The sequence below is a fragment of the Variovorax sp. ZS18.2.2 genome (genome assembly GCF_024701975.1).
In the GTDB taxonomy this organism is placed as follows: Bacteria; Pseudomonadota; Gammaproteobacteria; order Burkholderiales; family Burkholderiaceae_C; genus Variovorax.
In genome coordinates this window covers 1-21,953 of record NZ_JANLNM010000012.1, presented here as the reverse complement: position 1 = coordinate 21,953, position 21,953 = coordinate 1, and the positions used below count along the sequence as shown (strand labels likewise).

Below are 21,953 nucleotides of genomic sequence, written 5' to 3'. Positions count from 1 at the left end.
CTCAGGGGCGCTTGAGGCTGTCGCGGATCTCGCGCAGCAGCGTGATGTCTTCGGGCGTCGCGGCCGGTGCGGCGGGCGCTGCCTCTTCGCTCTTCCGCAGCTTGTTGATCTGCTTGACCATCATGAAGATGATGAACGCCAGGATCACGAAGTTGACGGCCACGGTGATGAAGTTGCCGTAGGCCAGCACCGGCACGCCGGCTTTCTTCAGGTCGGCCAGCGTGTTCGCCACGCCGGCGGGAGCCGTACCCAACACCACGTAGAGGTTCGAGAAATCGAGCTTGCCGAACACCAGGCCGATCACCGGCATGATGATGTCGGCCACGAGCGAGTCGACGATCTTGCCGAACGCGGCGCCGATGATCACACCGACTGCGAGGTCGACGACATTGCCCTTGACGGCGAATTCCTTGAATTCACTGAGGATGCTCATGATTCAAAAGGCTGCTGGAGCTCTGCTGTTGAAGGAGTGCCGAGTATGCCCGCGATTGCTCACTTCTCCAGAGGCCGCAGCGCGACGCCGATGTGCTCCGGCGGCAGCCTTTCACGACTGCGCGCGGCGATCTTCTCGTGCAGTTCGGACATGCCTCTTCGGTCGGCGATGTGGGCCTTCTCGCAGGATCGAGTTTCATCGGGTTACCTGATGCAACCGATCCCTCGAATCGAGGGCCTCCGGCGACCGTCACCGGCATCCGTAGCCCGGAAAAATGCAGCTTGATCGATGCGCTCCCAATGAATCGCTCGATGGTCGCAAAGCCAATGCCCATGCGCCTTTTCAGGCATCGCTTGAATATGGGATGCAGTGTCGAGACGCCGCTTTCGATGCGTCCCAGGTGGCCCGGTGCTACGTAACACGTGCAGTCACAAGCACGTAACAACGGCGCAAAAGAAGCCCTTGAGCCGGCCATGTCCAGAGGGTGCCGCAGGCCCTGTTTCTGACGAATTTCCCAATGAAATCAAGGTGCTGCCCGCCGTGACGCCCCCGTTCCGGCCGCCGGGCTTTCTCGCGGGCATCGTTCCTGCGGTATCTGAAACGAAAGTCAACATTTGGAGGCTGCCTTGGGGTAGCCAAGAGGGACGTCGCGTGGCCATCAATCTTTCCTGCCAACCTTTGAGAACGGCGCCGATGTCGTCGGTGCCGCAACTGTCGTACCTGAGCACCTTCCACGGCGCGCTGATCGTCGAGGACGACCCCGCCGTGGCCGACCGCATGCGCCGCATCCTGGGCAAGCTCGCGCCCGGCCGCCGCGTCGTGGTGGCGTCCACGCGCGCCGAGGCGTGCAACCTGCTGGCCTCGCTGCCCTACGACCTCGTGCTGGTCGGCATGCGCCTGCCGCGCAGCGACGGCGTCTCGCTGATCCGCCATGTGCGCGAGACCTACCGGCACATCGAGACCGTCGCCATGTCGCCCACCGACGACCACGAGTTGGTGAATGCCGCGATCTCCGCGGGCGCCGTCGGCTACCTGCTGACGGAAGCGGACGACGCCGAACTCTCTTTCCTCTTGCGCTCGATCGAGCGCGGCGGCGCGCCGATGGACTCGCGGGTCGCGCGGCGCATCCTCGGGCTGATCGCCGCATCGGCGAAGACGCGGACGATCGAGTCCATCCGGACCGAGCCCCGCGCCGAACCGTCGTCCTCGTCCGCGCCGGCGCTGCTGTCACCGCGCGAACTCAAGGTGCTGCGGTTGATCGCGCAGGGATGGAGCAACCGGCAGATCGCGGAGGCGGTCTACCTGTCGGTCAACACGATCGAATTCCACGCCAAGAGCATCTACCGCAAGCTGGCGGTCAAGTCGCGGACCCAGGCGGTTCACGAGGCGATGCAGCACGGCCTTCTGAACTGAAGCCGGCCGGCAGCGACGCTCCCGCAGCCCTCGCCGCTGCATGGCGCGCGCTCCCGCGGCGCATCGCGCCGGTCATCGGCAGCCGGCCACGCGCATGGCAGCCATTGAATATCCCTTCAGCGCCCCGCTACAATCGCGGGTTGACCCCTGCTCCAGCGAAGAAGACAAGAGGATCCCCATGAGTGACATGACCTCCGGCTCGCCCCGGATCGACACAAGCAAGCGGACGTGGTTGATCGCATCCAGCTGTGCCGGCGTAGCGGGCGGCGTGGCCACCGCAATTCCCTTTGTGAGCACTTTCCAGCCTTCCGAGAAGGCCAAGGCCGCCGGTGCCGCTGTCGAAGTGGACATCTCGGCCCTGAAGGTCGGCGAGAAAATGACCGTCGAATGGCGCGGCAAGCCGGTCTGGATCCTCAAGCGCACCCCGGAGCAGATCGCCGAACTCCCCAAGCTCGACGGCCAGTTGGCCGACCCGCTCTCCAAGCGTCACCCCGACGAATTCACTCCCAAGTACGCGCAGAACGAGCACCGCTCGATCAAGCCCGACGTGCTGGTCGTGGTGGGCATCTGCACCCACCTGGGTTGCTCGCCGGTGGACCGCCTTCAGTCCGGACCGCAGCCCTCGCTGCCGGCCGACTGGGAAGGCGGCTTCCTCTGCCCTTGCCACGGTTCCACGTTCGACCTGGCCGGCCGCGTCTTCAAGAACAAGCCCGCGCCCGACAACCTGCCTGTGCCCCCGCACATGTACCTGTCGGACACCAAGCTCCTGATCGGTGAAGACTCTAAGAAGGCCTGAGGCAGAAGAAGAACATGGCTGAATTCCACGAAATTTCCCCCAATGCGCCCGCCGGCGCGAAGCTGCTCAACTGGGTCGACAACCGCTTCCCGCTGACCAAGCTCTGGAACGACCAGTGGGGCAAGTACTACGCGCCGAAGAATTTCAACTTCTGGTACATCTTCGGCTCGCTGGCGATGCTGGTCCTCGTGATCCAGATCGTCACCGGCATCTTCCTCGTGATGCACTACAAGCCCGACGCGAACCAGGCGTTCGCATCGGTCGAGTACATCATGCGCGACGTGCCTTGGGGCTGGCTCATCCGCTACATCCACTCGACGGGCGCCTCGGCGTTCTTCATCGTGGTGTACCTGCACATGTTCCGCGGCCTCATGTACGGCAGCTACCGCAAGCCCCGCGAGCTGATCTGGGTGTTCGGCTGTGCGATCTTCCTGTGCCTCATGGCCGAAGCCTTCATGGGCTACCTGCTGCCCTGGGGCCAGATGTCCTACTGGGGCGCCCAGGTGATCGTGAACCTGTTCGCCGCGATCCCGTTCATCGGTCCTGACCTGGCCCTGCTGATCCGCGGCGACTACGTGGTGAGCGACGCCACGCTGAACCGCTTCTTCAGCTTCCACGTCATCGCGGTGCCGCTGGTGCTGCTGGGTCTCGTGGTGGCCCACCTGATCGCGCTGCACGAAGTGGGCTCCAACAACCCCGACGGCATCGAGATCAAGGCCAACCGCGGCCCCGATGGTCACCCGCTCGACGGCATTCCGTCGCATCCGTACTACACGGTGCACGACATCTTCGGCGTGGTGGTGTTCCTCACGATCTTCTCGGCGGTGATCTTCTTCGCGCCCGAAGCCGGTGGGTACTTCCTCGAGTACAACAACTTCATCCCGGCCGATTCGCTGAAGACGCCCAACCACATCGCCCCGGTCTGGTACTTCACGCCGTTCTATTCGATGCTGCGCGCGACCACCGACGACATGGTCAACGTGTTCGCCATCATCATCGGCCTCGCCGCCATCCTGAACTTCGTCAAGGGCAAGTCGGGCACGGCACTGAAGATCGCGATCGTCGTCGTGGCGGCCGTGGCCATCTTCCTGCTCAAGGCCTTCGACGCCAAGTTCTGGGGCGTGGTCGTGATGGGCGGCTCGGTCATCATCCTGTTCTTCCTGCCGTGGCTGGACCACAGCGAAGTGAAGTCGATCCGCTACCGTCCGAGCTGGCACAAGTATGTGTACGGCGTGTTCGTCTTCCTGTTCCTGATCCTGGGCTACCTGGGCATCCAGCCGCCCGGCGTCTGGGGCAATCTGGTCATCGGCTCCTTCGCCCTCGACATTGCCCAGACCATCTCGCAGATCGGCACGCTCTTCTACTTCGGCTTCTTCCTCCTGATGCCGTGGTGGAGCCGCAAGGGCGAATTCAAGCCCGTGCCCGAGCGCGTGGTCTTCGCCGCGCATTGAGACGAGACACGAGAAGTGCAAGAGCTTGAGAGAAACACGATGAAGAAAAGAATTTCCGGCTGGCTCGCGGTCGTAGCTACCTTGAGTCTGGCGCTGGGGCTGACCTTCTCCGCCACATCATCGGCCGAGTCCGGTGGCCTGGCCTGGGACAAGGCACCCAACAAGACGAACGACGTCCAGGCCCTGCAGAACGGCGCCAAGCTGTTCGTCAACTACTGCCTGAACTGCCACTCGGCCGCCTTCATGCGCTACAACCGCCTGCAGGACATCGGCATCACCGAGCAGCAGATCAAGGACAACCTTCTGTTCCCGACCGACAAGGTCGGCGAGACCATGAAGGCCAACATCGACGCCCGCCAGGCCAAGGACTGGTTCGGCACCACGCCGCCCGACCTCACGCTGGTCGCACGCTCGCGTGCCGGCCACGGCGGCACGGGCGCCGACTACCTCTATACCTTCCTTCGCACCTTCTACCGCGACGACACCAAGGCCACCGGCTGGAACAACCTCGTGTTCCCGAGCGTCGCCATGCCCAACCCCCTGTGGGAACTGCAGGGCGACCGCCGACCGGTCTACAGCAAGGTCGAGCAGCACGGCCACGCGACCGACGTCTTCACTGGCAAGTGGGAGCAGGTCACCCCCGGCACCCTGACGTCGGTGCAGTACGACAATGCGGTCGGCGACCTGGTGAGCTACCTTCAGTGGATGGCCGAGCCCGCGCAGAACACCCGTATCCGCATCGGCGTCTGGGTCCTGCTGTTCCTGGGCATGTCGGTGGTTTTTGTGTGGCGACTGAACGCCTCGTACTGGAAAGACGTCAAGTAGTTCCGTCCACGCCGACCGGTCATGCCTCGTGCATCCGGTCCCACAGAGTGGGTTGCCAACGCGACCCACTCTTTTTGATTTTTAGGAGTCTCTCGCCATGATGGTCTTGTATTCAGGAACGACCTGCCCCTTTTCCCACCGCTGCCGCTTCGTTCTGTTCGAAAAGGGCATGGACTTCGAGATCCGCGACGTCGATCTCTACAACAAGCCCGAAGACATCAGCGTGATGAACCCGTACGGCCAGGTGCCGATCCTGGTCGAGCGCGACCTGATCCTGTACGAGTCGAACATCATCAACGAGTACATCGACGAGCGCTTCCCGCATCCGCAGCTGATGCCCGGCGACCCGGTCGACCGCGCCCGCGTGCGCCTGTTCCTGCTCAACTTCGAGAAGGAACTCTTCGTGCACGTCTCGACGCTGGAGAACCGCACCACCAAGGGCAACGAGAAGGCCATCGAAAAGGCCCGCTCGCACATCCGCGACCGCCTGACGCAGCTGGCGCCCGTGTTCCTCAAGAACAAGTACATGCTGGGCGACAACTTCTCGATGCTCGACGTGGCCATCGCGCCGCTGCTCTGGCGCCTGGACTACTACGGCATTGACCTCAGCAAGAACGCGGCACCGCTGCTGAAGTACGCTGAGCGCATCTTCTCGCGCCCGGCTTACATCGAGGCGCTGACCCCATCCGAAAAGGTCATGCGCAAGTAAAAGCTGCGCAAACCGTTCTCCGCAGCTTTTCATGATCAACGCGCTCGAGTCGTCCTCCACCCGCCCGTACCTCATCCGGGCACTGTACGAATGGTGCACCGACAACGGGTTCACGCCCTATGTCGCGGTGCAGGTCGATGACACCGTCCAGGTTCCGCGAGAGTACGTGAAGAACGGCGAGATCGTGCTCAACATCAGCTTCGATGCGACCAGCTCGCTCAAGCTGGGCAACGATTTCATCGAGTTCAAGGCCCGCTTTGCGGGCAGTGCGCGCGAAATCAGCGTGCCGGTGGGGCGCGTGATCGCGATCTATGCGCGCGAGAACGGACAGGGCATGGCGTTTCCCGCGCCGGCACCCGCGGTCGACAACGGCGATGCGCCGGCTTCGCCCACAGGTCCTGCGCGCATGCCTTTGCGTGATGCCTCGCGCGGCACCGAAGGCGATGCCGGCAAGATCGTCCACCTGGTGACGGGTGAAGAGGGCGGCGAGATGGTCGATGCAGGCCCTGCTGATGCAGCCACCGACCCTGTCGACGAGCCACCGCGCCCGCCGGCCGGTGGCGGTTCTCGGCCGTCGCTCAAGCGCATCAAGTAGGCGCTCGCAACGGCCCACTAGAATCACGCACTCCGAAGAAATTCAGCCGCTTTAGCTCAATTGGTAGAGCACCCGCCTTGTAAGCGGAAGGTCGTCAGTTCGATTCCGACAAGCGGCACCAAACCCGATAAACCCTCCCGGTGGTTCACCGCCCGGAGGGTTTTTCTTTGAACCGTCGATGTCGGCAAGACGGTACTGCCTTGGTTGCAAACGCCGAATGCCGTTGATTCTTAAATAAAAAGTAGTAAATTGGTTTGCAAAATTTCATCGCCCTCAGCCAGAGGTCATCAGTTATTTCTCCCAGTTGACTTTGTAATCTTTAGTAAAGTAGAGAAATGGATGAACTGACCGAAGCACGTCGAGCAGCGCTGCGCGGCCTTGTTGACGATGAAGGTGGCCCGCCGCGCTGGTCACGTTGCTGGACATCGGGCCAGGCGACAGGAACTGGAACAGTTGATCCCCAGTTCGGCAGAACAAAAAAATATCCCGGCGAAAAATATCAATGATCAACGTCTTGTTCATAGAAGACCAACCTCTGGTGTCGGAGGCGACGGCGGAAAAGATCGCGCGAAGTCCGCTCGTCGCCAACATCGAAGTCTGCAACAGCGCCGAAAAGGCGCTGCTCGCATTGAAGGCAACGCCCGACCGATGGGGATTGATCCTGCTCGACCTCGACGTGCCCGGCGCGGTCGGCCTTTCACTGGCCATGGAAATCAAGAAGCTGGGCAAGGAAGGAATCACCTGCATCCTGACCGGTACCCACCGGGCGGACTACATCGCCCAGGCCAAGGCCAGCGGATTCCAGGGCTACATCCTGAAGGCCATCGAAATCAAGGAACTCGAGGCGAGCCTGGACAAGGCCATTGCGGGTGAAAAGGTTTTTCCGCAATTGCCCGATCTGGGTGCGGATCCGAGTGCAATCCGCCTGACCAACCGCCAATGCCAATGCCTGGAATTCGTAGGCGCGGGGCGCTCCACCAAGGAAATTGCGCGATTGCTGTCGTTGCATCCGGGAACGGTCAATTACCACATCGATTCCGCCATGGAAGCGCTGGGCGTCAAATCGCGCGCGCACGCTGTCCAGAAGGCATTGCAACTCGGGCTCCTGGCAGGTTTCGCCACGAGGAGCAGCGATGGGAATGCTTGAGGAGCTTCGACAGGGCTTTACCAACAAGAACGAGCCGCTCGATGAATCGCTCATGGAAAGGCAGGGAAAGTTTTCCCGCTCCCTGATCCATGCAACGTTGGCGCACCGGCATCTGGCGGAACGCCAATTCTTTGTCCAGCAGGTCGCTTACTGGATCACGATCCTCGGGCTGCTGGTTGCGGAAGCGAGCGCACCCATTCTGAGTTCGACCGCCATGTGGACCTGGCTCGCGGTCTCGGTGGTGACCTGGCTGATCCGCATCGGGCTTTTCTGGCCGCTCACGCAATTGCCGCCGGCGGTCGTCAAGAAATCCCTCGGGCTGAAGCTGATCCCGCTCGTCATCATCATCATTGCCTGCCTGTACTGGATGTGGACCATCCATTTGTTCGTCGGGCCGGTGCTCACGGTGCGCGTCCTGATCATGTGCATCGGCCTGCTCAGCATCAGCGTGTCGATGACCGGCATGTGGCCGGTGACGCCCATTGCAGTGGTCCTTTACAACGCTCTGCTGTGGGGCGCTTTTTCCGCCAACCTGTATTCGAACGGCGTGGCGACCCTTCCGGTCATCGTGGCGCTCGACGTGGGTGTGCTGGCCGTGCTGTGGCTCAATATCTTCATTGCCATTCGTCAGCTCAACGATGTGCTCGCACGTACCCATGAAGCCAGTCAATTGGTGAATCAACTCGAAATAGCCAATGACAAACTCGAAAGATTGAAAGACACCGCGTACAAGACACTCGATACCCGCTCGGAATTCTTCGCGGGTGCGAGCCACGATTTCCAGCAGCGGCTGCATGCCGCGAAATTGTGGGTGCTGTCCGCCATGGCCGCCACCAAGACGAATCAATCCGCGGAAGCGACGCTGGATCGCCTGGGGCAGGAAGTCGATGCGCTTCAGATCTATATCAACAATATTCTCGAATTCGCGCGAATCGAAGCGCTTGATGCCGGAGTGAAAATTCGGGCCACCGAAATTCAATCCCTGTTCCAGAAACTCGATCTGCATTTCGAGAAAATCGCCGAGCGCCATGGTGTGCAATTGCGGTTTCGCATTGCGCGGATCACCGTGGGCACCGATGCGTCCATGCTGTTGCGCATGCTCGAAAATCTTGTTTCCAATGCGCTCAAATACACCAGGAGCGGTGTGTTGGTGTGTGCTCGAAAAACGGCCAGGGGCGCATCCATCGAAATCTGGGACCAGGGCCCCGGGATCAAGCCCGAAGCACGGCAGCGGATTTTCGATGCCTTTCACCAGGAAGAGCCCGGCGATAAAGAGCGCACCAAGGGCGTGGGACTGGGCCTGGCCATTGTCAAGCGATTTGCCACGCGCCTCAATTACCGCATCGAGGTCAAATCCGTGATGGGTCGCGGCACGCTTTTCAGAATTCTCATTCCCAGGGAATTCGTGATCGGTGCGAATACGACCGCAAATTCCTGACGCTTCGATTTGATCGGGAGCTTGCCGGTGCAATTAATTGCGCACTTCGGCAATCTGCTGGCTGTTCACCGCCTTGGCTTCGTGGCAGCTTCTTCGAAGCAAGTGGGCACCAGCGACGCCTGATCGTTCGTCATTGCGACACCACGGCCGACCCAGAGGGAATACGCAGAATTCACTGGTGTTGCGCAATGGCGCGTACACAGAAGTGTTACGTCAAATGAAAAATCGAACCTTCCACCGCGGTGCAATTGCACCGATTGCGGCGTGACTGGTATTAGTCATTAGTTGTTTGAAATCTGGTTTTCTCTAAAGTCCACGGCGTGCGCTTCATCGAATGGCGCAGGAGGGAACGCAATGCAGGCTGCATCGACCGCAGATCCTGGGAGGGAGCGTGATGACTTTTTCTGTCCACGGATGGAGGAGCGTTTGCTTCGATGGGGCCGGCTTGCGAATCAGGGAGGTGCTGTGAGGAGGGGGGTGGACGTTGTGGACATCGACGGGTTGCTGCTTCGGAATTCGGAGACGCTGCTCGCTCATTCCCGCGCGACGGAGGCCAGCCGCAGGGCGGAGGGCTTCCTGATGGGGTTGTGCGTGGTCGTCGTCTACAGCTGGGCGTTAGTCGTGTCGGTGTCTTTGTACGTGCGATGACTCCGGGGGAGCGCGGGTGCAACCCGTCGAACGGTGCTCGGACGAGCATTCGACCGGTTGCATCTGCCGGCTTGCGCGTGCCTGTAGCAAGGCAATCGGCGCGGCGAAACGCAGCTTCCCCCCTCCAACCAGGTAATCCAGGGGATCCTGGTTTCTTTTTCTTCTAGAACTCCGCCCCCTCGACCAGGAAGCGCAGGCGCCGCACGCCCTGCCACTCGTCCGCATCGAGGCGGAACGCGAGCTTCACTTTCGGCGGCAACGGTTCGGTATGGCTGAACCAGATCGCATCGATCGGCTGGCCCTGGTGCCTGAGCTTGAGCGCCAGGTGCTTCTCGCCCACAAGCCGCTGCGACACCACTTCCACTTCTTCGCTGAAGGTCGGCGGCGCGAAACCTTGCCCCCACACCTCGCGGTGCAGCGTGTCCACGAGGTCGATGCGCATGTACTCGCGCGCGATCGGCCCGTCGGTCTCGATCTGGCGCGTGAGCGCCGATGCCGCCAGCCATTCGCCGGCCACCTGCGCAAGCGCCTGCTCGAAGGTCTTGAAGTGCTCGCGCGCCACCGTGCAGCCGGCCGCCATCGCATGGCCGCCGAAGCGCAGCAGCACGCCCGGATGGCGCTTGGCCACGAGGTCCAGCGCATCGCGCAAATGAAAGCCCGGAATCGACCGGCCCGAGCCCTTGAGCTCCTGCTCCTTGCCCGGCGCGCCGCTCGCGGCGAACACGAAGGTCGGGCGATGGAAGCGGTCCTTGATGCGCGAGGCCACGATGCCGACCACGCCTTCGTGGAAGTTCGCATCGAACACGCTGATGGCGGCCGGCGGGGCCTCGACGCCTTCTCCGTCGGTGGCGAAGAGCGATTCGGCCAGCAGCAGCGCCTGGTCGCGCATGCCGCCCTCGATGTCGCGCCGCTCGCGGTTGATGCCGTCGAGCATGCGCGCGAGTTCGTCGGCGCGGCCCGCGTCGTCGGTCAGCAGGCATTCGATGCCCAGCGTCATGTCGGCCAGCCGGCCGGCCGCATTGATGCGCGGGCCGAGGGCGAAGCCGAAGTCGAAGGTGGTGGCGGCCGAAGCCGTGCGGCCCGCGGCCTTGAAGAGCGCGGCCACGCCCGCGGGCATCGCGCCCGCGCGGATGCGGCGCAGGCCCTGCGCGACGAGGCGGCGGTTGTTGGCATCGAGCTTCACCACGTCGGCGACGGTGCCGAGCGCGACCAGCGGCAAGAGTGCGTCGAGCTTGGGCTGCGTCGCCACGTCGAACACGCCGCGCGTGCGCAGTTCGGAGCGCAGCGCGAGCAGCACGTAGAACATGACGCCGACGCCCGCGATGCTCTTGCTCTCGAAGTCGCAGCCGGGCTGGTTCGGATTCACCAGCACATCGGCGACGGGCAGCTCGGGGCCGGGCAAATGGTGATCGGTCACCAGCACCTGCAGGCCGCGCGCCTTCGCAGCCGCGACGCCCTCGACGCTGGCGATGCCGTTGTCGACGGTGATCAGCATGTCGGCGCCGCTGTCGGCCACGCGCTCGGCAATCGGCGGCGTGAGGCCGTAGCCGTCGACCACGCGATCAGGCACGAGGTAGCTCACGTGCTTGGCGCCCAAAAGGCGCAGGCCGCGGACGCCGACCGCGCAGGCGGTGGCGCCGTCGCAGTCGTAGTCGGCGACGATGCAGAGGCGCTTGTCCTGCGCCATCGCGTCGGCCAGAAGCACGGCGGCTTCGCGCGTGCCGCGCAACGTGTCGGGAAGCAGCAGGCGGGCGAGGCCGTCGTCGAGCTCGTCCTTGGCCATCACGCCGCGCGCGGCGAAGAGGCGCGCGAGCAGCGGGTGCACGCCGGCCTGCTCGAGGGCCCAGACGGTGCGGGGGGGAATTTCCCTGGCAATGATCTTCACAGCGACTCCAGCACGGTGATGGCGCGCGTGCGGTCGAACAGGCTCTTCGCCCATCGCGCGAGGCCGCGCTGCTGCACGGTGTAGCGCTGCGCGCCGCGGTCGCCGCAGAGCGTGAGTGCCACATCGGCGCCGCGCGTGTAGTCGGCCAGCAGCGAGGCGATGGCGCCGGCATCCAGCGCTTGCCAGGCCTCGGCCCAGGCCGCGCCATCGTCGCGCAGCGCGGCGATGCGGAGGGCGTCGTCGACGTCGGGCGTCGTGGCAGGTCGTTTGGCATCTTTCCGCAGCGCACCCGTGCCGCTGAGCCAGAACGAGTTGATCGGCGGCACGCCGCGCGCGGCGCGGTCGTCGTTCACGCGCTGTGTATAGAGCAGCATCTGCATCTCGTTCTGCAGGCGGCGCAGAGACCGCCCCGAATCGCCCAGCGGCGACCACTGCGAGATCGGGTGGCCCACCGCGCGGTCGATGGAGGCAGTGGCCAGCCCTTCGAAGATGGGCGCGCGTGCGAGCCAGCGGCCCGGCGTGTCGGAGAGGTACAGCACGATGCCGTCTTCTTCGAAGAACGGCTCTGCAACGGCCAGCAGGGCGGCCGATTCGGCGACATCGATCTCGATGGCGGACGGATCGCCCAGCGCCACGTCGTCGATGCCGACCTGCCAGTTGCACAGCGTCACATGCGCCCAGGCTTCGGTGTCGCCGGATGCGGCCAGGCAGGTTTGCAGGGCCTCCAGCGCAGCCCACGGAATGCAGCCGTCGGCGGCGGAGATGCCCAGCGCCTTGGCGAGCGCCCGCTCGTGCGGAGGCGAGCGCGTGCTTTCGTCCTGGGTGTCGGTGTCTGCGAGGGAAAGGCGGGAGAGCAGGGATTCGAGATTCGGGAGCTTGAGCGTCGGCAATGCCGCGCGGCAGGCAGGGGAACCGCGGCCGGCGAAGGGGATCAACAAGTGACGTGGGGGGTGTTCGGCCATCCCCCTATTGTCCCGGAAGCCCCCAGGTTATCCGTGATGCCACAATTCCGCCGTATATGACCTACCCCCTCGCTCCTCACTTCGTGTATTCGCTGCCCCCCAAGGGCGGGCAAATTTCCTTTGAGGCGGCTCGGCAGGAAATTTGATGCGACTCCCTTATGAACTGCAGCTCGGCTGGCGCTACACGCGCGCAGGCCGGGCGACGCGGCGCAACGGCTTCATCTCCTTCATCTCCGGTGTCTCGATGCTTGGCATCGCGCTGGGCGTGGCGGCGCTGATCATTGTGCTCAGTGTGATGAACGGCTTCCAGAAAGAGGTGCGCGACCGCATGCTCGGCGTGGTGTCGCACATCGAGATCTTCTCGCGCGACGGCCAGGCGCTGCAGAGCCTGGACGAAATCATGGCCGCCGCGCGCAAGAACCCCGAGGTCATCGGCGCGGCCCCCTTCATCAACACGCAGGCGCTGATCGCGCGCGGCGAGGACATGAAGGGCGCGATCGTCCGCGGCATCGACCCCAAGCTCGAACCCGAGGTCACCGACACCGGCGGCATCGCGAGCAAGGGCACCTTCGACAAGCTGGTGCCGGGCGAATTCGGCATCGTGCTGGGCATCGAGCTCGCGCGCTCGATGTTCGTGCAGCCGGGAGACAAGGTCACGCTGGTGGCGCCGGGCGGCCAGGTCACGCCGGCTGGCGTGGTGCCGCGCCTGAAGCAGTTCACCGTGGTGGGCACCTTCGATTCGGGCCACTACGAGTACGACTCGGCGTTGGCGATGGTGCACGAGCAGGATGCGGCCAAGGTGTTCCGCCTCGAAGGCCCGACCGGCATCCGCCTCAAGCTCAAGGACCTGAACGAGGCCCGCGACGTGGCCGATCAACTCGCCGTGAGCCTGCCAGGCGAATTTTTGATCCGCGACTGGACGCGCCAGAACAAGACATGGTTCGCGGCCGTGCAGGTCGAGAAACGCATGATGTTCATCATCCTCACGCTGATCGTGGCGGTGGCCGCGTTCAACCTGGTCTCCACGCTCGTGATGACGGTGACCGACAAGCGCGCCGACATCGCCATCCTGCGCACGCTGGGCAGTTCGCCGCGCAGCATCATGGGCATCTTCGTGGTGCAGGGCGCGATGGTGGGTGTGATCGGCACCGTGGCCGGCCTGCTGTTGGGCCTGGGCATCGCCTACAACATCGACGTGATCGTGCCCTTCCTCGAACAGCTCTTTCACGCGAGCTTCCTGCCCAAGGACATCTACCTGATCAGCAAGATGCCGAGCGACCCGCAGCAGAGCGACATCATGCCCATCGCGATCATCTCCCTCGTCCTGGCTTTCCTTGCAACGCTGTACCCGAGCTGGCGCGCCAGTCGCGTCAACCCTGCGGAGGCGCTGCGCTATGAGTGAAGTCGTTCTCAAGGCACGCGGCCTCACGAAGCGGTTTCACGAAGGACGCATCGACCTGACGGTGCTGCACGGCGTGGACCTCGACGTGCACGCCGGCGAAACGCTGGCCATCGTCGGCGCCTCGGGCTCGGGCAAGAGCACGCTGTTGCATCTGATGGGCGGGCTCGATGCGCCGACCTCGGGCAAGGTCGAGCTGCTCGGCAAGGACATCGCGCATGCCGATGCGGCGGAGCAGGGGAGGTTGCGCAACCAGCACCTGGGTTTTGTCTACCAGTTCCATCATTTGCTGCCGGAGTTCAGCGCGCTGGACAACGTGGCGATGCCGCTGAAGATCCGCCGCGTCGAATCGTCGCAGGCTGCGGAGTCGGCGCGCAAGATTCTCACGAGCGTGGGTCTGGGCGAGCGTGTGCAGCATCGCCCGGCCGAGCTCTCGGGCGGCGAGCGCCAGCGTGTGGCGATCGCGCGTGCGCTGGTCACGCAGCCTGCGTGCGTGCTGGCCGACGAGCCCACGGGCAACCTGGACCGCAGCACGGCCGACACGGTGTTCGATCTGATGCTCGACCTGGCGCATCGCCATGGCACGGCCTTCGTGATGGTCACGCACGACCAGGAATTGGCCAAGCGCTGCGACCGGGTGCTGCAGCTGGTGGCGGGTCGCCTCGCGGGCTGACCCTTGTCTTTCTCCCTCCCCCTCTGGGGGAGGGCAGGGGTGGGGGCACAGCGGCGTTCAGTGCCATGCAGCCTCGAAGGCCGCGCGGGGCCCCCGCCCCAACATCCCCCCCCGGGGGGAGGCGCTAATTCCATGCCACATCGGGCTGCCGCCCCTCCAGCGGCCGCGCGCACAGCACCTTGCCGCCCAGGGTCAGCACGAGGCCGAGCTGTCCACCGATCTGCATCACCTGGCACACCACACGCGGTGCATCGGACCTGAGCGCCGTCGCCGCCGACATGGCGAGCGCACGCGCCGGTGGCTGCCGCAGCATCGCGAACAGCGTTCGCGCATCGCAGTCATGCAGCGCCTGCCGGTACACATGGAAGATCGTTTCCGGGCCCGCTTCTTCCCGGTCCTTGTTGTCCTGCCGCAGCCGCAGCAGCGCGCGATGCAGCTGCTGCCGGCACGCCGCCTCGGTCTTGCCGCTCGCCTCCGCGATCTCCTTGAAGCTGGCTTCGAACACCTCGCGCAGCAGCACCGCGGCGCCATCGGCGGGACTCAGCCGCGTGGCCAGCAGCCGCAAGGCCTGTTCGACCTCCTGAGCCAGCGCAGCGTGCGCCTCGGTGGAAGAGGTCTCGGGCGCGGGCGCGAGCACCTGTGAATCCTGAAGCCAGCGCTGCATCCAGTTGCGCCGCCGCAGCCGGTCGATGGCCAGGTGCTGCATGACGGTGGTCAGCCAAGCCTGGGCGGCGTCGAGCGCGGGCCTGTCGCCTTCCCCGCCTTCCTCGAGAGCACGCAGGTACGTGTCCTGCACCACGTCCTCGGCCTCGGCCGTGTTGCCCAAGAGTCGTGCCGCGGCACGGACGAGCCGGCCGCGATGCGCCGGAAACTGCGACAGATAGCGTTCATCGAGCATCGGCGCAGCTTGCCACAGCCCCTGCAATGTCACGAAACTGTGGGCTTGTTCGTCAAGACAGTTCAACCACAGGAGTTTTTCTTGATCATGGAAACCGACGACGACACCAAGCCCGCGGCCACGGCCGAGCCGCGCAACTCCTACCTGGAGGAGAAGGCGTTCAAATCGCGCACGCTGCTGATCTTCGGCAGCATCACCGATGCGGTGGCGGCCGACGTCACGCGCCGGCTCATCGCGCTCGACGCGGACAACCAGCAACCCATCGACATCCTCGTGAGCTCGCCCGGTGGGCACCTGGAGTCGGGCGATGCGATCCACGACATCGTGCGCTTCATCGGCGCGCCGGTGAACATGATCGGCACCGGCTGGGTCGGCAGCGCCGCCACGCACCTGTTCCTGGCGGCCCCGCGCGAGCGGCGCGTGTGCCTGCCGAACACGCGCTTTTTGATCCACCAGCCCAGCGGCGGCGCGGGCGGGCAGGCGACCGACATCGCCATCCAGGCGCAGGAAATCATCAAGGCCCGCCAGCGCATCGCGCACGAGATCGCGCGCGAAACCGGCAAGCACATCGACGTGGTGCTGGCCGACATCGAGCGCGACCGCTGGCTCTCGGCCGAGGAGGCGGTGGAGTACGGGCTGGTCTCGCGGATCATCCAGCGCAAGACCGAGTTGCGGACCTGAGCCTCCTGCCGCTCAAACGCCGGGCGGCTGCTTCAACTCCGGTGCCAACGGGCTGGGGATTCGCGCCGTGGTCGTGTTCTGCCAGCCGTAGGCCAGCCGGAACAGCGTGGGCTCGGCGAATGCGCGGCCGATCATCTCGAAGGTCACCGGTTCGACCGAGCTCGACGCATCGGTGGCCTTCGCGAAGCCGGCCGGGAACGCCAGGGCCGGAAAGCCGGTGAAGGGGCTCAGGCGGTTGTTGGAGCCCGAGTTGACGCTGGTGCTGTTGAAGCCCTGCAACACCGGATAGACCAGCACGTCGTACGGCGTTCCCAGGCTCGCGCTGGTGACGAAGTCGACGTTGTCGAGCGCCGCCGTCACGCGGGGAATCACATAGTCGTCACGCGGCTTCAGGTTGTTCTGGTACGTCGGGTTGGATTCCTTGTTGGTGCCCGAGGCGATGTACGAGCGGAAGTTGGCCACGCGCGTGGGTTCCAGCGTGTCCATGGCAATCGCCACGTCCTCGGTCGTGCGCGGATGGCCATCCGCCGTCGAGGTCCATCCGCCGAGGTATTCGGTGAGGTTGTCGCGGAACTCGTAGGACGACAGGCTCGCATAGCCGGTCAGGATCGTCGCCCGGTCGGGGATCTGCACATCCTCGACCACCGCGCCCGCGGCCTTCATCTTGTCGAGCGCGGCGTTCAGCGTGTCGAGGAAGCGCTGGTTGGCCACGGTCGCGGTCGGGAACATGGCGCGCACGACGCCGATGCGTGCACCCTTCAGGCCATCGGCTTTCAGCGAAGCGGCGTAGGTGGCGGGCTGCAGCGTCATCGATGCATAGGCGGCAGCGCTGGCCACCAGCGGGGCATCCCAGGCCTTGGCGGTGCGCTGGCCGCTGCCGGGCAGGGCGTCGAAACCGGCCATGGCGTCGAGCACGAGTGCGCAGTCCTGCACCTGGCGGCACAGCGGGCCGGCGGTGTCCTGTCCATGGGCCAGCGGCACGATGCCGTCCTGGCTCACGAGCCGCAAGGTCGGACGCAGGCCGTACAGGCCTTCGACGGCCGACGGCACGCGCACCGAGCCGCCGGTGTCGGTGCCCAGCCCCAGCATCGCCAGGCTCGCGGCGATGGAGGTGCCGGTGCCGGACGACGAACCGCCCGCGCTGTTGGCCGGGATGTAGGCGTTCCTGGTCTTGCCGCCGACCGACGAACTGCCCGTGAAGCCAAAGGCGAATTCGTCGAGGTTGGCCTTGCCGATGACGATGCCGCCGGCCTCGCGGATCTTGCGCAGGATGTAGGCGTCATCGGGCGGCTGGTTGTTCGCCAGCACGAGCGAGCCGGCCGTGGTCTTCATGTCGTAGGTGTCGATGTTGTCCTTGGCGAGCACCGTCACGCAATGCATCGGGCCGATCATCCGGCCGGTCTTGAAGAACTGCCGGTCGAGCTCGTCGGCCCGCGTGAGCGCGGCCGGATTGACGGCGATCACGCTGTGCAGGCCGGGGCTGTCGGGGTACGCGGCCGATGCATCGGCGTCGAAGGCCGCGATGCGATCGAGGTAGCCCTGCACGACATCGCGGCAAGAGACTTCGCCCTTGCGCATGGCCGCGTGAAAGCCGTCGACGGTGGCTTCGACCAGGGGGAACGGTTGGCGATCGGGCTGCAGCACCACGGCATCGCCGGGCTCCGCCGCGGGCGCGGCCGGCACGGTGCCCGTGCCGACGGAAGGAATGAAAGAGGAGCCGCTGTTGCCGCCACCGCATGCGGCCAGCACGGCACTGAAGACAACGGCGCAGGCGAGGCGGGTGGCGCGGGATGAAGATGAGGAAGAAGCGAAGGCTGCGAACGTGCGGCGCACTGGCTGTGGAGTCATCGTGGAATGTCGGAGTGGGTTGACACCCCGGCAACGCAGCATCCATGCCAATATGCCGCGTGGCTCTCGGCAGTGGCACGTCCTTTGCTCGAACTCGCTGCTGCGCAGACCTCGTCTGTGCCATCGATTTCAAGGACGCGCCATGACCCCGCTCAAGACCCTGCTGATCCACGCCTTTGCGGCACTGCTGGGTTGCGCTGCCGCGCCGTGGGCCGCGGCGCAAGCACAACCGCAGGCTGTGCCGAACATCGTGCAGGCCGCGAGCCTGGGCCAGGCGCAGGCCGTGACGGTGTTGCTTGAAAAAGGCGCCGACCCCGATGCGCGCCAGACCAACGGCCGCACTGCATTGATGGAGGCCGCGGTCCGCGGCCACTACGACACGGTGCGCACGCTGGTCATCCATGGCGCCGACAAGGCCCTGAAAGACAGCAGCGGACGCACCGCCTTCGACCTCGCGTTCGAGAAAAAACAGGGCGATGTCATCGCGCTGCTGCGCGACGCATCCTGATCAGGCCTTGGGCTTGTAGGCCACCACGTCGATCTCGACCTTCGCGTCGACCATCAGCCGCGCCTCGGTGGTCGAGCGTGCCGGCTTGTTCTCGCCGAAGTAGCTCATGTAGATGCGGTTGAAGGCACCAAAGTCGCGCGCGTCGTGCAGCCAGACGGTGCTCTTGCACACGTCGTCGAGCGTGGCGCCGGCCAGCGCGAGCACTTTCTTCAGGTTCTCCATCACCTGGCGCGTCTGCGCCTCGATGCCGCCCGCCACGATCTCGCCGTCGGCATTGGCAGGCACCTGGCCCGACACATAGATGAAGTCGCCTGCGCGCACGGCCGGGGAGAAGGGGCGGGCCTGGCGGTCCGAGGCGACGGGCGGGGCGCCGAGGTATTCGAGGGGCATGGAGAACTCCTGAAATGAGGGAAGTGAAAGGAAATGGGATCGCAAGTATCGATCCAATCTGAAAATCTATTTCAGAATAACCCTCGATCGAGGGATTACACGGATGATTTGGCATGAATACTGCTTCAAAGTTCGGGCCGAAAAGAAAATTTCTTTCACAAACCCTGCCCGACCCCACGAAGGAGTTCTCCCCATGCCCAACGCCGCCCATGCCGCCCACGCCGGTCTTGTCCAGCGCCTGCCCAAGCTGTCGAAGCGCAGCCTGCTGGGTGCGTCTCTGCTCGCGATGCTGTGCGCTGCGCTGCCGCATCAACAGGCGCATGCCCAGGGGCCGCGCAACTTCGCCACGCTCGCGATGGTGGCCGAGCCGCAGACGCTCGACCCGATGGCATCGACCGCCGACCTGGTCGGAACCATCATGCAGCACGTGTACGAGACGCTCTACACCTTCGATGCCAAGTGGAACGTGGTGCCGATGCTGGCCGAGACGATGCCGAAGATCTCGGCGGACGGCAAGACCTACGCCATCACCCTGCGCAAGGGCGTGATGCTGCACAACGGCCGCGAACTCAACGCCGACGATGTGGTGGCGAGCCTGCAGCGCTGGATGGACCAGTCGCCGCGCGGCAAGGCCGTGGGCAAGGAAATCGAGACGCTCAAGGCCAAGGGCCCGCTGAGCGTGGAGATCGTGCTCAAGGCGCCGTATGCACCGCTGCTCTCGCAGCTCGCGCTCCCGAGCGGCATGGCCGCGATCATGGCCAAGGATTCCATCGCCTCGCCGCTGAAGGACTTCGTGGGCACCGGCCCCTACAAGTTCAAGGAGCGCCGCCCCGACCAGTTCGTGCTGCTCACCCGCTTCGACAAGTACGCGGCGCGCAAGGAACCCGCGAGCGGCTACGGCGGCAAGCGCGAGGCGGTGATCGAGGAGCTGCGCTTCGTGCCGGTGCCCAACGCCAGCACGCGCGTCGAAGGCGCGCTCGCAGGCCAGTACGACTTTGCCGACCTGCTGCCGGTGGAAGCGCTGCCGCGCCTGGAGAAGTCGGGCGGCAAGACCGTGCCGATCATGACGCCGTCGTTCGGCTTCCCGTACCTCGTGCTCAATACGAAGGAAGGCGTGGCTTCCAACCAGGCCGTGCGCCAGGCGATCCAGTCCGCGCTCGGCGAAGGCGAAATGCTCGCAGCCGGTTTCGGCGACACGCGCTTCTTCGTGGCCGAAGGCAACCACTTCCCCAAGGGCTCGCCGTTCTACTCGACGGCCGGCGTCACGCTCTACAACGAGCGCAACGCACCCAAGGCCAAGGAAGCCGCCGCCAAGGCCGGCTACAAGGGTGAGCCGATCCGCGTGCTCACGAGCCGCCAGTACGACTTTCACTACAACATGTCGCTGCTGATGGCCGAGCAGCTCAAGCGCGCCGGCTTCAAGGTCGACCTGAACGTGGTCGACTGGGCCACGCTGGTGCAGCGCCGCAACGATTCGAAGCTCTGGGACATCTACGTGACCCACTCGGGCCAGTTCCCCGAGCCGATGCTCTCGCCGCCGCAACTGGGCGACGGCGCACCCGGCTGGTGGGACACGCCCGCCAAGAAGTCGGCACTGCAGGCCTTCAACGTCGAGAGCGATCCCGCCAAGCGCGGCGCGCTGTGGGGCAAGGTGCAGCAGGTCGTCTACGACGAGGTGCCGTACATCAACGTCGGCAAGTTCAACGGCCTCTCGGCCAAGAGCCCGGCGCTGGACAACTACACGCCCGCGACCTGGCCGTTCTTCTGGAACGCGAAGATCAAGTAAGGCCAGAAGGAAAACCGCCATGCCATCGCGTCGCCAACTTCTGCAAGCCAGCGCATTGGCCTCCGGTCTCGGAGCCCTGGGCCTCACGGCCTCTACCGTTCAGGCCGCGACCTCCGGCCCCGTCTACGCCTATGTCGGCACCTACAGCGACGGCGGCAAGCCGTGGCGCGGCGGGCGCGGCCTCGGCGTCCACCAGTTCGTGGTGGACGGCGCGACCGGCGCGCTCAAGCCCATCCCCGGCGCGCCGCCGGCCGTGGCCAGCACGGGCAGCGATGCCAAGCTGCGCAACCCCGCATCGCTCGCTCGGCATCCGAAGCTGCCGATGCTCTATGCGGCCAACGAGTTCGAGGCCGGCTCGGTCTCTGCCTTCCGCATCGGCGCCAATGGCGCGCTGTCGTTCGTGGCCGAGATGGCCTGCGGCGGCAAGGACCCGGCGTATGTCAGCGTGCATCCCGATGGCCGCTTTCTGTTCACCGCGAACTACGCGAGCGGGGATGTCAGCGTGATCGCGCTGCGCGCCGATGGCGGCTTCGATTCGGACGTTGCCGCCGTTGTCTACAAGGACGCGGCCGCCTGCGGCGCCACGCCCTGCAAGCCCGGCGCTGACGTGGTGCCGGCCGCGGCCCGTTCGCACGAAGGTTTTGCCACCAGCGACCACGACGGCCCGCACGCGCACATGGTGCACAGCGACCCGACCGGCAACTTCGTGCTGGTCGCGGACCTCGGCCTGGACCGCGTGATCTCGTACCGCTTCGACCGCAAGAGCGGCGCGTTGAGCCAGCCGAGCACCGTCGCCGTGTCCGAAAGCTCGGGCGCGCGCCACTTCGTCTTTCATCCGAACGGCAAGTGGCTCTACCTCGTGAACGAAGAGGCTTCGACCATCGCCTTCATGCGCTACGACAGTGCCACCGGCGCGCTCACGCTGGTGAGCGAAACCTCGGCACTGCCGCAGGGCTTCAAGGGCACCAGCTACGCCTCGGGCATCCGCATGCTGCCGGACGGCCAGCACTTCGTGTCGCTCAACCGCCTGCACGATTCGATCTCGCTGTTCAAGATCGATGCCCGCACCGGCGCCCCCACGCTCGTGCGCGAAGAATGGACGCGCGGCAACTACCCGCGCAGCTGCACGCTCGATCCGAGCGGGCGCTTTCTTTATGTGTGCCACAACAAGCAAGGCGACAACGTCACGGTCTTCCGCGTGAAGAAGGGCGACATCCAGTTCACCGGCCAGTACGTGGCCGTCGGCAGTGCCGCCGCCATCGAGTTCTCGTCGTGATGAAGATAAAAAGCGCTTCGCTTCGCTACATCGCCTCCCGCGCAGGCGGCATGCTCATCGTGCTCGCCATCGTGGCGGTGCTGGTCTTCGTGCTCACACGCGCCGCATCGGGCGACCCGGTCTCGGTGCTGCTGGGCGACCAGGCCACGGCCGCCGACATCGCGCGCGTGCAGAAGGACTACGGCCTCGACA

General features: G+C 64.9%; 21 protein-coding genes, 1 tRNA gene and 1 pseudogene. 17 read left to right on the top strand and 6 right to left on the bottom strand.

All coding sequences use genetic code 11. From position 1 onward, the window contains the following. Position 1: 1 nt before the first annotated feature. A complete protein-coding gene (gene mscL, locus NU688_RS30955; RefSeq protein ID WP_257864703.1) occupies positions 2-433 on the bottom strand; it encodes a large conductance mechanosensitive channel protein MscL in 432 nt (143 codons plus the stop codon). Positions 434-1,126: 693 nt separating this feature from the next. Between mscL and NU688_RS30950 the strand changes: the two genes are divergently transcribed. The 10 genes from NU688_RS30950 to NU688_RS30905 all read left to right on the top strand — a co-directional run bounded on the left by NU688_RS30950 (position 1,127) and on the right by NU688_RS30905 (position 8,807). Next, positions 1,127-1,846: a response regulator transcription factor gene (locus NU688_RS30950; RefSeq protein ID WP_374684715.1), complete on the top strand. Its 720-nt coding sequence runs from the start codon at positions 1,127-1,129 to the stop codon at positions 1,844-1,846. Positions 1,847-2,024: 178 nt separating this feature from the next. After that, positions 2,025-2,642 carry a ubiquinol-cytochrome c reductase iron-sulfur subunit gene (petA, locus tag NU688_RS30945; RefSeq protein ID WP_257864701.1) on the top strand — a complete coding sequence of 206 codons (618 nt, stop codon included), beginning with the start codon at positions 2,025-2,027 and terminating at the stop codon, positions 2,640-2,642. Positions 2,643-2,656: 14 nt separating this feature from the next. Beyond that, the gene (locus tag NU688_RS30940; RefSeq protein WP_257864700.1) at positions 2,657-4,093 is read left to right on the top strand and encodes a cytochrome bc complex cytochrome b subunit; all 1,437 of its coding nucleotides are present in this window, start codon (positions 2,657-2,659) and stop codon (positions 4,091-4,093) included. A gap of 39 nt (positions 4,094-4,132) precedes the next feature. Then, complete coding sequence (locus NU688_RS30935) at positions 4,133-4,918, top strand: cytochrome c1 (protein ID WP_257864699.1); 786 nt, start codon at positions 4,133-4,135, stop codon at positions 4,916-4,918. Positions 4,919-5,015: 97 nt separating this feature from the next. Next, entirely contained in the window at positions 5,016-5,627 is a 612-nt protein-coding gene (locus tag NU688_RS30930) for a glutathione S-transferase N-terminal domain-containing protein (protein WP_042579119.1), read from the top strand. A 31-nt stretch (positions 5,628-5,658) separates the two neighbouring features. Continuing rightward, on the top strand, positions 5,659-6,222 hold the full coding sequence (locus tag NU688_RS30925) for a ClpXP protease specificity-enhancing factor (RefSeq protein ID WP_257864698.1): 564 nt from the start codon (positions 5,659-5,661) through the stop codon (positions 6,220-6,222). Positions 6,223-6,267: 45 nt separating this feature from the next. Next, positions 6,268-6,343, top strand: a tRNA-Thr gene (locus NU688_RS30920). 214 nt (positions 6,344-6,557) lie between these two features. Further along, the gene (locus tag NU688_RS30915) at positions 6,558-6,728 is read left to right on the top strand and encodes a hypothetical protein (protein ID WP_257864697.1); all 171 of its coding nucleotides are present in this window, start codon (positions 6,558-6,560) and stop codon (positions 6,726-6,728) included. Further along, on the top strand, positions 6,725-7,369 hold the full coding sequence (locus tag NU688_RS30910; protein ID WP_257864696.1) for a response regulator transcription factor: 645 nt from the start codon (positions 6,725-6,727) through the stop codon (positions 7,367-7,369). The genes NU688_RS30915 and NU688_RS30910 overlap by 4 nt, the downstream gene beginning before the upstream one ends. Then, complete coding sequence (locus tag NU688_RS30905; RefSeq protein WP_257864694.1) at positions 7,356-8,807, top strand: sensor histidine kinase KdpD; 1,452 nt, start codon at positions 7,356-7,358, stop codon at positions 8,805-8,807. Before NU688_RS30910 ends, NU688_RS30905 begins: the two co-directional genes overlap by 14 nt. Before the next feature lie 811 nt (positions 8,808-9,618). Here NU688_RS30905 and recJ read toward each other — a convergent pair. Then, complete coding sequence (recJ, locus tag NU688_RS30900; RefSeq protein WP_257864693.1) at positions 9,619-11,340, bottom strand: single-stranded-DNA-specific exonuclease RecJ; 1,722 nt, start codon at positions 11,338-11,340, stop codon at positions 9,619-9,621. Next, positions 11,337-12,278: a hypothetical protein gene (locus NU688_RS30895; protein ID WP_374684712.1), complete on the bottom strand. Its 942-nt coding sequence runs from the start codon at positions 12,276-12,278 to the stop codon at positions 11,337-11,339. The genes recJ and NU688_RS30895 overlap by 4 nt, the downstream gene beginning before the upstream one ends. A gap of 169 nt (positions 12,279-12,447) precedes the next feature. On the opposite strand from NU688_RS30895, the gene NU688_RS30890 reads away from it, so the two are divergent. Continuing rightward, positions 12,448-13,704 carry a lipoprotein-releasing ABC transporter permease subunit gene (locus NU688_RS30890; RefSeq protein ID WP_257864690.1) on the top strand — a complete coding sequence of 419 codons (1,257 nt, stop codon included), beginning with the start codon at positions 12,448-12,450 and terminating at the stop codon, positions 13,702-13,704. Then, positions 13,697-14,374, top strand: coding sequence for a lipoprotein-releasing ABC transporter ATP-binding protein LolD (gene lolD / locus NU688_RS30885; protein ID WP_257864688.1), 678 nt, complete (start codon positions 13,697-13,699; stop codon positions 14,372-14,374). The genes NU688_RS30890 and lolD overlap by 8 nt, the downstream gene beginning before the upstream one ends. 124 nt (positions 14,375-14,498) lie before the next feature. Here lolD and NU688_RS30880 read toward each other — a convergent pair whose 3' ends face one another. Beyond that, on the bottom strand, positions 14,499-15,305 hold the full coding sequence (locus NU688_RS30880) for a sigma-70 family RNA polymerase sigma factor (protein ID WP_257864687.1): 807 nt from the start codon (positions 15,303-15,305) through the stop codon (positions 14,499-14,501). Between the two features lie 54 nt (positions 15,306-15,359). On the opposite strand from NU688_RS30880, the gene NU688_RS30875 reads away from it, so the two are divergent. Next, on the top strand, positions 15,360-15,953 hold the full coding sequence (locus NU688_RS30875) for an ATP-dependent Clp protease proteolytic subunit (RefSeq protein ID WP_257864828.1): 594 nt from the start codon (positions 15,360-15,362) through the stop codon (positions 15,951-15,953). A gap of 12 nt (positions 15,954-15,965) precedes the next feature. On the opposite strand, the gene NU688_RS30870 is transcribed toward NU688_RS30875, so the two are convergent. Continuing rightward, positions 15,966-17,801 (bottom strand): amidase, encoded by a 1,836-nt coding sequence (locus NU688_RS30870; RefSeq protein WP_257864686.1) that lies wholly within the window; start codon positions 17,799-17,801, stop codon positions 15,966-15,968. Between the two features lie 142 nt (positions 17,802-17,943). On the opposite strand from NU688_RS30870, the gene NU688_RS30865 reads away from it, so the two are divergent. Further along, positions 17,944-18,309 (top strand): ankyrin repeat domain-containing protein, encoded by a 366-nt coding sequence (locus tag NU688_RS30865; RefSeq protein ID WP_257864685.1) that lies wholly within the window; start codon positions 17,944-17,946, stop codon positions 18,307-18,309. Here NU688_RS30865 and NU688_RS30860 read toward each other — a convergent pair whose 3' ends face one another. Continuing rightward, positions 18,310-18,699 (bottom strand): RidA family protein, encoded by a 390-nt coding sequence (locus NU688_RS30860; RefSeq protein ID WP_257864684.1) that lies wholly within the window; start codon positions 18,697-18,699, stop codon positions 18,310-18,312. It lies immediately after the preceding gene. 193 nt (positions 18,700-18,892) lie between these two features. Between NU688_RS30860 and NU688_RS30855 the strand changes: the two genes are divergently transcribed. The 3 genes and pseudogenes from NU688_RS30855 to NU688_RS30845 all read left to right on the top strand — a co-directional run. Beyond that, positions 18,893-20,485, top strand: coding sequence for an ABC transporter substrate-binding protein (locus NU688_RS30855; protein WP_257864683.1), 1,593 nt, complete (start codon positions 18,893-18,895; stop codon positions 20,483-20,485). Between the two features lie 19 nt (positions 20,486-20,504). Continuing rightward, on the top strand, positions 20,505-21,761 hold the full coding sequence (locus NU688_RS30850) for a lactonase family protein (protein WP_257864682.1): 1,257 nt from the start codon (positions 20,505-20,507) through the stop codon (positions 21,759-21,761). After that, positions 21,761-21,953: pseudogene (locus NU688_RS30845) on the top strand (ABC transporter permease); the annotation flags it as partial. The gene NU688_RS30850 and the pseudogene NU688_RS30845, both read left to right, overlap by 1 nt.

Coding starts and splice junctions, on each gene's coding strand:
- NU688_RS30925 (WP_257864698.1), top strand. CDS start 5,659: ATGATCAACGCGCTCGAGTCGTCCTCCACCCGCCCGTACCTCATCCGG.
- NU688_RS30870 (WP_257864686.1), bottom strand. CDS start 17,801: ATGACTCCACAGCCAGTGCGCCGCACGTTCGCAGCCTTCGCTTCTTCC.
- NU688_RS30850 (WP_257864682.1), top strand. CDS start 20,505: ATGCCATCGCGTCGCCAACTTCTGCAAGCCAGCGCATTGGCCTCCGGT.
- NU688_RS30890 (WP_257864690.1), top strand. CDS start 12,448: ATGCGACTCCCTTATGAACTGCAGCTCGGCTGGCGCTACACGCGCGCA.
- NU688_RS30935 (WP_257864699.1), top strand. CDS start 4,133: ATGAAGAAAAGAATTTCCGGCTGGCTCGCGGTCGTAGCTACCTTGAGT.
- NU688_RS30860 (WP_257864684.1), bottom strand. CDS start 18,699: ATGCCCCTCGAATACCTCGGCGCCCCGCCCGTCGCCTCGGACCGCCAG.
- NU688_RS30930 (WP_042579119.1), top strand. CDS start 5,016: ATGATGGTCTTGTATTCAGGAACGACCTGCCCCTTTTCCCACCGCTGC.
- NU688_RS30915 (WP_257864697.1), top strand. CDS start 6,558: ATGGATGAACTGACCGAAGCACGTCGAGCAGCGCTGCGCGGCCTTGTT.
- NU688_RS30905 (WP_257864694.1), top strand. CDS start 7,356: ATGGGAATGCTTGAGGAGCTTCGACAGGGCTTTACCAACAAGAACGAG.
- NU688_RS30950 (WP_374684715.1), top strand. CDS start 1,127: ATGTCGTCGGTGCCGCAACTGTCGTACCTGAGCACCTTCCACGGCGCG.
- NU688_RS30910 (WP_257864696.1), top strand. CDS start 6,725: ATGATCAACGTCTTGTTCATAGAAGACCAACCTCTGGTGTCGGAGGCG.
- NU688_RS30940 (WP_257864700.1), top strand. CDS start 2,657: ATGGCTGAATTCCACGAAATTTCCCCCAATGCGCCCGCCGGCGCGAAG.
- petA (WP_257864701.1), top strand. CDS start 2,025: ATGAGTGACATGACCTCCGGCTCGCCCCGGATCGACACAAGCAAGCGG.
- NU688_RS30865 (WP_257864685.1), top strand. CDS start 17,944: ATGACCCCGCTCAAGACCCTGCTGATCCACGCCTTTGCGGCACTGCTG.
- lolD (WP_257864688.1), top strand. CDS start 13,697: ATGAGTGAAGTCGTTCTCAAGGCACGCGGCCTCACGAAGCGGTTTCAC.
- NU688_RS30855 (WP_257864683.1), top strand. CDS start 18,893: ATGCCCAACGCCGCCCATGCCGCCCACGCCGGTCTTGTCCAGCGCCTG.
- mscL (WP_257864703.1), bottom strand. CDS start 433: ATGAGCATCCTCAGTGAATTCAAGGAATTCGCCGTCAAGGGCAATGTC.
- NU688_RS30875 (WP_257864828.1), top strand. CDS start 15,360: ATGGAAACCGACGACGACACCAAGCCCGCGGCCACGGCCGAGCCGCGC.